The organism is Streptomyces sp. NPDC056347 (assembly GCF_042262625.1).
GTDB lineage: Bacteria > Actinomycetota > Actinomycetes > Streptomycetales > Streptomycetaceae > Streptomyces.
The window spans coordinates 1-8,667 of sequence record NZ_JBHJQP010000250.1 but is presented as its reverse complement, the minus strand read 5'-3'; the positions used below and the strand labels follow the sequence as shown (position 1 = coordinate 8,667).

11 protein-coding genes and 1 other RNA gene are annotated in these 8,667 nt (G+C 68.9%); 4 read left to right on the top strand and 8 right to left on the bottom strand.

Annotated elements, in window-relative coordinates; translation table 11 throughout:
* Positions 1-30: 30 nt before the first annotated feature.
* Both ACFCV8_RS34080 and ACFCV8_RS34075 read right to left on the bottom strand, forming a co-directional pair.
* On the bottom strand, positions 31-510 hold the full coding sequence (locus tag ACFCV8_RS34080; protein WP_376689383.1) for a TrmO family methyltransferase: 480 nt from the start codon (positions 508-510) through the stop codon (positions 31-33).
* Positions 511-679: 169 nt separating this feature from the next.
* Complete coding sequence (locus ACFCV8_RS34075; protein WP_376689382.1) at positions 680-1,240, bottom strand: hypothetical protein; 561 nt, start codon at positions 1,238-1,240, stop codon at positions 680-682.
* A gap of 217 nt (positions 1,241-1,457) precedes the next feature.
* Here ACFCV8_RS34075 and ACFCV8_RS34070 point away from each other — a divergent pair, with 217 nt between their 5' ends.
* A complete protein-coding gene (locus tag ACFCV8_RS34070) occupies positions 1,458-2,051 on the top strand; it encodes a TetR/AcrR family transcriptional regulator (protein ID WP_376689381.1) in 594 nt (197 codons plus the stop codon).
* The gene (locus ACFCV8_RS34065; RefSeq protein WP_376689380.1) at positions 2,048-2,884 is read left to right on the top strand and encodes an alpha/beta fold hydrolase; all 837 of its coding nucleotides are present in this window, start codon (positions 2,048-2,050) and stop codon (positions 2,882-2,884) included. The genes ACFCV8_RS34070 and ACFCV8_RS34065 overlap by 4 nt, the downstream gene beginning before the upstream one ends.
* Before the next feature lie 38 nt (positions 2,885-2,922).
* Here the strand turns inward: ACFCV8_RS34065 and ACFCV8_RS34060 are convergent, their stop codons facing one another.
* Positions 2,923-3,477, bottom strand: a complete 555-nt coding sequence (locus ACFCV8_RS34060; protein WP_376689379.1) for a hypothetical protein — start codon at positions 3,475-3,477, stop codon at positions 2,923-2,925.
* Between the two features lie 121 nt (positions 3,478-3,598).
* Here ACFCV8_RS34060 and ACFCV8_RS34055 point away from each other — a divergent pair, with 121 nt between their 5' ends.
* Complete coding sequence (locus ACFCV8_RS34055) at positions 3,599-4,174, top strand: GNAT family N-acetyltransferase (RefSeq protein ID WP_376689384.1); 576 nt, start codon at positions 3,599-3,601, stop codon at positions 4,172-4,174.
* Between the two features lie 83 nt (positions 4,175-4,257).
* Here the strand turns inward: ACFCV8_RS34055 and ssrA are convergent.
* The 5 genes from ssrA to ftsE form a co-directional block, all read right to left on the bottom strand.
* Positions 4,258-4,627: a transfer-messenger RNA gene (gene ssrA, locus ACFCV8_RS34050) on the bottom strand.
* Between the two features lie 120 nt (positions 4,628-4,747).
* Positions 4,748-5,236 (bottom strand): SsrA-binding protein SmpB, encoded by a 489-nt coding sequence (smpB, locus tag ACFCV8_RS34045; RefSeq protein WP_376689378.1) that lies wholly within the window; start codon positions 5,234-5,236, stop codon positions 4,748-4,750.
* A gap of 18 nt (positions 5,237-5,254) precedes the next feature.
* A complete protein-coding gene (locus ACFCV8_RS34040; protein ID WP_376689377.1) occupies positions 5,255-6,439 on the bottom strand; it encodes a S41 family peptidase in 1,185 nt (394 codons plus the stop codon).
* A 68-nt stretch (positions 6,440-6,507) separates the two neighbouring features.
* Entirely contained in the window at positions 6,508-7,428 is a 921-nt protein-coding gene (ftsX, locus tag ACFCV8_RS34035; RefSeq protein ID WP_376689376.1) for a permease-like cell division protein FtsX, read from the bottom strand.
* A gap of 23 nt (positions 7,429-7,451) precedes the next feature.
* Positions 7,452-8,141, bottom strand: coding sequence for a cell division ATP-binding protein FtsE (gene ftsE / locus ACFCV8_RS34030; protein ID WP_376689375.1), 690 nt, complete (start codon positions 8,139-8,141; stop codon positions 7,452-7,454).
* A gap of 270 nt (positions 8,142-8,411) precedes the next feature.
* On the opposite strand from ftsE, the gene ACFCV8_RS34025 reads away from it, so the two are divergent.
* A complete protein-coding gene (locus ACFCV8_RS34025) occupies positions 8,412-8,612 on the top strand; it encodes a hypothetical protein (RefSeq protein WP_376689374.1) in 201 nt (66 codons plus the stop codon).
* Positions 8,613-8,667 lie beyond the last annotated feature (55 nt).

Sequence of the window (8,667 nt, the reverse complement as noted above, 5' to 3'; positions counted from 1 at the left end):
GGACGTCCCGCGGGGCGGCGGCCCTCCCGGTCAGTCCCCGGCAGGGGCGTAGTAGTCGCCGAGCATGTCGGTGACCCACCGGGGCTGCCGGACCTCGCCCCGGGGCCCCATCTCCTCGAACCAGGGCTTCACCTCGATCACCGGGGTGCCGTCCACCGCGTCGAGACCCTCGACATGAAGATCCAGCCCGTCCACCTCGACGAGCCGGCAGCGCGACACACCGAGCCGGTTGACGCGGCGCATGTTGCGATGCCCCACGAAGCCGACCTCGGGCCACTCGGGATTGTCCCGGGGCCTACGGGCCCGGAGCGGCAGATCGGCCGGGTCGGTCAGATGGAAGCGGAAGACCACGTCGAGGTGGGAGAACTCCTCCAGCCCCTTCGTCGCCTCCACCGGGAAGTGGCTGTCCAGCCGGATGACCGCGCGGGTGCCGCCCCAGTAGTCGTCGGTCGGCTCGACACGCCCTCCGACGACGTACCCCAGGGCCTCGACCTCGAACTTCTCTGCCATCAGCTTCCTTTCGCCGTCAGGCCGTGGCAGTCAGACAGGCCACGGCCCGCGTGTGCACGGTGGTGACGGAACGGATGCCGCGCCCGAGCAGCGGAGAAAGCGCAGACCTCATGTCGGCGGCTGCCCGGCGGGTACGAGCGGAACAGACACCATCCATGGCGTCCAGGGACTAGGACCACGTCGCACACGCCTCCTCGACGCGATGCCGACGAGCCTGGATACCGCCCAGGTGGCCGAGGGTCACGGCATGTGTCCGGGTGAACTTGCCGGCCCTGCGCGTACGGACAGACCGGCGGAGGTGTTGCTCGGCACCGCTCAGATCCCCCATGTCCCGAAGGGCCAACGCGGTTTCATGGGCGAGGGATGCTTCCTGGAAGAAGAATACTCGGTTCGGCTCATCGTCCCCGGGACCCGCTGCAGCCAGGTCGTCCTCGGCCCGGAGCAGGGCCTGGGCGGCGGCCCGGTTCGCACCGGTGGAGGCAAGGGTACGAGCGTGGACGACACCGAGCAGAGCGCGCTCACGCGAACCGGCCTCCGCGTACCGTCGACCATCGACGGAAGCGGCCGCAAGGTCGAGAGCGTCTCCGGGATGGCCGAGATCGTTTGCCTGATGCGCCATGGCCCTGATCACATGCGCGGCCATCGAGGCGTCATCGGCTTCGGCGGCGGGCTTCACCGACGCAGTGAAGTTCCGCTGGGCGGTGTGGTGTTCACCGTTGTCGAATGCCATCCATCCGCCGATTATCCAGACCTGCCACGGCTCTTGGCAGGTCGGGGCCCGGCTCAGGCGATAGGCACATAAGTCACGTCCGCAGCGCATCCGCTGGAGAAGGCCGGCGAGCGCACAGTGAGCCATCAGCAGCGGTGCCTGCGTGAACGCATATCCCGCTTGCCGTTCCTAGGACCCCTAGGCTATATCTAGGGGTCCTAGGAAACTGGGAGGGTGCATGGTGCGGGCAGGGCTGACGGCGGAGCGGGTGACGATCGTGGGCGCCGAGCCGGCGGCTGAGGTCGGGCTCGATCAGGTGACCATGTCGCAGGTGGCCCGGCGGCTGGGTGTGAAGGACGCGAGTCTCTACACCCACGTGCAGGGTCTGGAGGATCTGCGCGGACGGATCGCCCTGCTGGCGGCGGACGAGAAGACCATCCGAATCGCCGAGGCGACCGCCGGGCGGGCGGGCAAGGACGCGCTGGTCGCGTTTGCGACCGCCTGGCGGGAGTACGCCCGCAAGCATCCGGGCCGCTACCTGGCGACGCAGACCCCGATCCGGATCGACCCTGAGCTCGCCGCGAAAGCGCCCGGACCGCGGCGCGCGGTCGAGCTGACCTACGGCATGCTGCGCGGCTACGGACTGGCCGAGCCCGATCCGACCGACGTGGTCCGGTTGCTGCGCAGCACATTCCACGGGTTCGTCGCCTTGGAGTCCGCGGGCGGGTTCGCGCACGAGCGTTCGTCGCAGCAGTCCTGGGTCCGCGCCCTCGACGCCCTGCACATCCTCCTGGAGCACTGGCCCCCGTCCCGAGAAGGAGACTCCTCATGACCGACCCAACCATCGGCAGCCTGCGCGTGAACGGCGCGACCCTGCACTACGAAGTGCGCGGCCAGGGTCCACTCCTGCTGCTGATCCCCGGAGGGACGGGCGGCTCGGCCTCCTTCGACGGCATCGCCGACGACCTGGCCTTCGAATACACCGTCGCCACCTACGACCCGCGCGGCATCTCCCGGAGCACGCTGGACGCCCCTGAGGCCGAGCAGCGAGTGGCCGAGCACGCCGATGACGCGTTCCGGATGCTGGAACTGCTGTCGCCCGGTGAGCCCGCCCGGGTGTTCGGCGCCAGCTCGGGCGCGATCGCCGCCCTGCATCTGCTCACCGCCCACCCCGAACGCGTCCAACGCGTCGTGGCCCACGAGCCGCCTGTAGTGGAGGTCCTGCCGGACGCCGCCGAACACCGCGCGCTCATGGCCCGCGTGCAGGCAACGTTCCGCACCCAGGGGCTCATGCCGGCGATGGCCGTGTTCGCTGCAGGGCTGAAGAAGGACGGTGACACCACCGGGCCGAAGACCGAGATCAAGCTTCCGCCGCAAGCGGCGGCGCGGGCCGAGCAGACGATGGCCGACCTGCCGTACTTCGTCGAGCGCATCGTGCCCAGCTTCATGTCCTACGCCCCGGACATCCACCAGCTGGAGGCGCTGTCGGACCGGCTCGTGCTCGCCTGCGGCCAGGACTCACGCGGCGAGCTGCCCTACCGTCCGGCCGCTTTCCTGGCCGAGCGCCTCGGCACGGAACTCCAGCACTTCCCCGGCGGGCACACCGGCCTCACCACGCACCCCGCCGAGTTCAGCGAACTCCTTCGGAAGGCATTCCGCGCCTAAATCGGCCGCTAACAGACAGGCCAGGGGCAGAGGCGTCATCAGGAGTTCTCTGCCCGGATCATCTTCCGCGGGCTGGTGCGGGCGGCCCCGAGGTCGTTCTCCACTTCCTCGACCCGTTTCCTGAGAGGCTGCAGCTGGCCCACGTCCCGTTCGAGTCTCCTGTTGGCGTTGGCGAGTTCGGCGACGCGGTCCGTCAATTGCCGGCTGCCGACCTGGTCGAGTTGCCGGCCGAGCTGCTGCCGGACGGCTTCGCGGAGGCGGTCTCGCTCCTGGCGGAAAGAGGTGATCTCTTCGCGAGCCATCATGAGGTCGGACTTCAGGCTCGCCGGGCTGGCCTGACGGCCATCGGACCACGCGACGACCGGCTCGTGTTCCTGCTGGCGGATGGCGGCTTCGATGTGCTCGCGTACCCCTTCGGCATGGACGAGCCAGGTTGAGACCCTCGCCGTGCGGGCAACCGTGGTAAAGGTGATGTGCCCACGGTCGGCGAGCGTGCTCCGGACGACGTCCAGGGTTCGCTGCCGTTTGCACAGGCTGTCGGCTCTCCGGGAGGCGGCGAGGACGTCGGCCGGGGTGCGGGCCGTCGAGCTCACTTGTTCTCCGACTGGATCACGGTCAGGGGCAGCATCTTGCGTGCGTCACCGGCCCGGACCACAGCCGCGGAGCCCGAATCGACTCGGGCGTACACGCCCGTCATCACGATCGGAGACCCTCATCACCAGCTCTGACCCAGCCCTCTGGCTCGGCACCGGCACCTGCGCCCTCGGCCCCTACCGGTCCGATCTCGTCGAGACGTACTGGCGGTGGGAACAGGAGCCCTCGCTCCTGGTCGGTTACGGGCGGCAGGGACCGGAATCACTGGAGGCGCGGACCGAGGGAATGGCCCACCAGATGCGCGGCGAGAACATCCGGTTCACGGTGTACGACCTGGCGGGCGGCAGCCCGGCACCGGTCGGGGTGAGCACGCTGCTTCCGGACCACGGAGTACGGACGGCCGAGTTCGTGATCATGCTTGCCCGCGAGGCACGTGGGCGCGGGCTGGGCAGCGAAGCAACCCGGCTCACGCTGGACTACGCCTTCCATGTGACGAATCTGCGCATGGTGTGGCTCAAGGTCCTCGCCCCCAATGCCGCGGGAATCAATGCCTACGCGAAAGCGGGGTTCCGGAAGGCCGGGACGCTGCGCCGGGCCGGGTACTGGCTCGGGCAGGTCTGCGACGAGGTCATCATGGACGCGCTCGCCTCTGAATTCGGCGGCCCGTCCGCCGTGAAGGACCTGATCGCTCCGTGAAACCCGGCGGGCGGCCACCGGTCGCGGCATGAAAAAACCTCCGCCCCGCGAATAATCTCGCGGGGCGGAGGCTCACATGGGAATTGTGGAGATGGCGGGAATCGAACCCGCGTCCAACGGTGCGGAACCAGGGCTTCTCCGTGTGCAGTCCGCTGCGATTTTCTCGGCCCCGGAGATCACGCGGACAAGTCTCCGACGGGCTCAGTCACTGTTTGATTTCCTTCCAGGCCCCGTGACCGGGTCTAGAAGTTTAGATCCCTTGATGATGCCAGGATCCGGGTCGGGATCACCCCCGGGCTGACACTTCGCAAGTCGCTACTTAGGCAGCGAGGGCGAAGGAATCGCGCTTGGTGTTGGCGATTATTGGTTGCGACATATGGTTTACGAGATCATTGCCGCTTCCTCGACACGCTTCCCCTGCTTCGACATCCGCTGTCGAAACCGATCATCCCCATGTTGTTTTTTCAAATGCGTGCACCCGCTGTGGAGTGCGTTGCCATCGTACGTGACCAACGTGCGACGATGCCAGCCTATTCCCCGCGACGCCCTGCGGACCCTGCCGGGCCGGGGGGCTCAGGCGCTCCGCTGACGCCTGCGGGCGGCGGAGATCGCGCGGTTGGTCTCGCGGAGGTCCTGCTTCTCGCGCAGGGTCTGCCGCTTGTCGAACTCCTTCTTGCCCTTGGCGAGCGCGATCTCGACCTTGACCCGGCCGTCCTTGAAGTACAGCGCGAGCGGCACGATCGTGTGGCCCGTCTCGCCGGACTTCGACTCCAGCTTGTCGATCTCCGCCCGGTGCATCAGCAGCTTGCGCTTCCGCTTCGCCGAGTGGTTGGTCCAGGTCCCCTGCACGTACTCGGGCACGTGGATGTTGTGCAGCCACGCCTCGCCGCCGTCGATCTGGACGAAGCCGTCCACCAGGGAGGCCCGGCCCAGCCGCAGCGACTTCACCTCGGTACCCATGAGGACGAGACCGCACTCGTAGGTGTCGAGGATGTGGTAATCGTGCCGCGCCTTCTTGTTCTGCGCGATCATCTTGCGCCCGGTGTCTTTTTCCTTAGCCATAGTGCGGCCATTTTCGCACTACGGACCGGTCCCGAGGCCACTCAATACTGTCTCGGCCCGCTGCTCGGCGCGGGAGCCGACCGCGAGGTCCGGGGTGATGCCCCGCCCGTCGACGCCGCGCCCCGCCGGGGTGCGGTAGTGGCCCACGGTCAGCTCGGCCACCCCGCCGCCGGGGAGCTCGCTGGGCATCTGGACCGATCCCTTGCCGAAGGTGCGCGAGCCGACGGTGACGGCACGGCCGCGGTCCTGGAGCGCGCCGGTGAGCAGCTCGGCGGCGCTCATCGTGCCGCCGTCGACCAGGACGACGAGCGGGCGGCTGGTGTCGCCGCCGGGCTGGGCGTAGAGGGCGCGCTGCTCGCCGTGCACGTCGTACGTGGCGACCAGGCCGCCGTCCAGGAAGGCGGAGGCCGCGGTGACGGCCTCGGTGACCAGTCCGCCCGAGTTGCCCCGGAGGTCGAGGAGGACCCCGGCGTCGGTGGGGGCCGACCGGACCGCGTCGCGGACCTTGCCGCCCGAGCCCTTGGTGAAGGATTCGACCTCGATCAGCACGGCGTCGGGCCCGGGGCGGTCGGCGCCGATCCGCCGTATGGTCACGGCCTCGGTGGCGAGCCTGGCCCGGCGCAGCGTCGCGGTCCGCGCGACGGCTCCCCGCTCGATGCCGAGGACCACCGTGCTGCCCTCGGCGGCCTCCGTGCGGTCGCCGCGCAGCAGGGCGACGACCTCGGCGACGGGGCGGCGGTCGACCCGGCGGCCGTCGACGGTGCGGAGCAGGTCGCCCGGCTCGATGCCCGCCCGCTCCGCGGGACTTCCGGGCTGCACCCGGGCCACCTCGACCCGCCCGTTCGCGGCGCGCCGCGCGGAGATCCCGACGCCGGTGTACGCGCCGTCCAGCGCCTGCTGGAACTCCGCGTACTGCCGGTCGTCGTACACCGCGCCCCAGCGGTCCCCGCTGCGGCTGACGACCTTCTCGGCCGCCTCCTTGCCGGACTTGCCGTCGGCGACGGCGCGCGCCGCGGCCGCGGTGACCTCGTCGCTGTTGACGGCGGAGGCGACGGAACGGGTCGTGAGCGGCGCGGGCCCGTGATCGTCGCGGGGCAGGGCGCCGGCGGCGGCCCCGGCGGTCAGCACGCCCGCGAAGACCAATGTCAGGGCAGCCCCGCGGCGCACGCCGCGGGGCCCGAAACACTGCGTGGGGCCCGACATGGCGCCGAGTCTAGGACAACGCCCCCTGGGCGCACGGCCGGTTGGCCGCGCGCCCCAGGGGGCGCATGTCACACCTTGAGGTACTTGCGGAGCGCGAACAGCGCGGCAACGGCGGGCATCAGCAGGCCGATCACCAGGACCAGGGGCAGCTTGGTGAAGACCGCGTCCCAGCCGATGAAGTCGATCAGGGTCAGCTTGCTCTGGAGCGCGAGGCCGCCGTCGATCAGGAAGTACCGGCCGGCCAGCAGCATCACGCAGGCCAGCACGCCGCCGATGAGGCCGGCGAACGCGGCCTCCATGATGAACGGCATCTGGATGTAGAAGCCGGAGGCCCCCACGAGCCGCATGATCCCGGTCTCGCGCCGTCGGCTGAACGCGGACACCCGGACGGTGTTCACGATCAGCATCAACGCGATGACCAGCATCAGCGCCATCACGAAGAGGGCGGCCACGTTCATACCGTTCATCAGTCCGAAGAGGTTGTCCAGGATGCTTCTCTGGTCCTGCACGGACTGCACCCCGTCACGGCCCGCGAAGGCGGTGGCGACGACCTTGTACTTCTTCGGGTCGTGGAGCTTGACCCGGTACGACTCCTGCATCTGGTCCGGCGTGATGTTGCTCGCCATGGGCGAGTCGCCGAACTGGTCCTGGTAACGCTTGTACGCCTCGTCGGCCGACTCGTAGGTGACCTTCTCGACCAGATCGTCCATCTTGTCGAGGTCACTCTTGATCTGCTTCTTCTGCTCGGTGGTGACGGCCCCCTTGGCGCACTTGGGCGTCGAGGTCACATCACTCTTGCTGCAGAGGAAGATCGAGACGTTGACCTTGTCGTACCAGTAGTCCTTCATCGTGCTGACCTGCTCGCGCATGAGCAGCGCGCCGCCGAACAGGGCGAGCGAGAGGGCGACGGAGACGACGACGGCGAATGTCATCGTGAGGTTGCGACGGAGGCCGACGCCGATCTCCGACAGGACGAACTGGGCGCGCATGGCGTCCTTTCAGTGCTCGGTGCTCAGTGCTGGTAGCCGTAGACGCCGCGCGCCTGGTCGCGTACGAGACGGCCCTTCTCCAGCTCGATGACGCGCTTGCGCATCTGGTCGACGATGTTCTGGTCGTGGGTCGCCATGATCACGGTGGTGCCGGTCCGGTTGATCCGGTCCAGCAGCTTCATGATGCCGACGGAGGTCTGCGGGTCGAGGTTGCCGGTCGGCTCGTCCGCGATCAGCAGCATGGGGCGGTTGACGAAGGCCCGCGCGATCGCCACGCGCTGCTGCTCACCACCGGAGAGCTCGCCGGGCCTCCGGTCCTCCTTGCCGCCGAGGCCGACCAGGTCGAGGACCTGGGGCACCGCCTTGCGGATCTCGCCGCGCGGCTTGCCGATGACCTCCTGTGCGAACGCCACGTTCTCCGCGACGGTCTTGTTGGGCAGAAGTCTGAAGTCCTGGAACACCGTGCCCAGCTGGCGGCGCATGTGCGGCACCTTCCAGTTGGACAGGCGGGAGAGGTCCTTGCCCAGGACGTGGACCGCGCCCTGACTGGCGCGTTCCTCACGGAGGATGAGTCGCATGAAGGTGGACTTGCCGGAGCCGGAGGAGCCCACCAGGAAGACGAACTCGCCCTTCTCGATATCGAGGGACACATCCCGTAGAGCGGGTCGGCTCTGCTTCGGGTAGGTCTTGGAGACGTTGTCGAATCGGATCACGGATGCACCACGGTCGGCCGGGAGTAGGTGTGCGTGACCATACGCGAACCGGGCTGAGGCGTGCAGGCGCGCGTCCGGCGATGGGCGTTTTGTGTCGGAACGGTACCGGCCGGACGCGGGGTATAAATATGACGGAACGGGCGATCTCCGGCGGGCCGCGCCGAAATCCGCGCGAGCTGGCACAGTGGTAGGGGGAACGGTTGCGTTTCCATGAGCGTTGTGCGGAGCGTGAACGCGTTGCGGCTCCGCCGCGCGGGAGGAGGAAAGCGCATGACCTACGACCGACTGGTGTGCGCGAACTGCGCGGCACCCGTCAGCGAGGGCCGTTGCCCCGTGTGCCGGGCGAGCCGTGAGCGGCTTCAGCAGGAGCAGGGGCAGGGCATGTTCGCCGGGCTGAATCCGGCGATGCTGGTGGCCCTGCTGGTGGTGCTGGTGGGCGCGCTGGCGCTGCTGGCGCACCAGGGCGCGTAGGGCCTGTCCGCCCGGGCGTACGTACGTGGAGGGGCCCGGGACGCCGTGTGGCGTC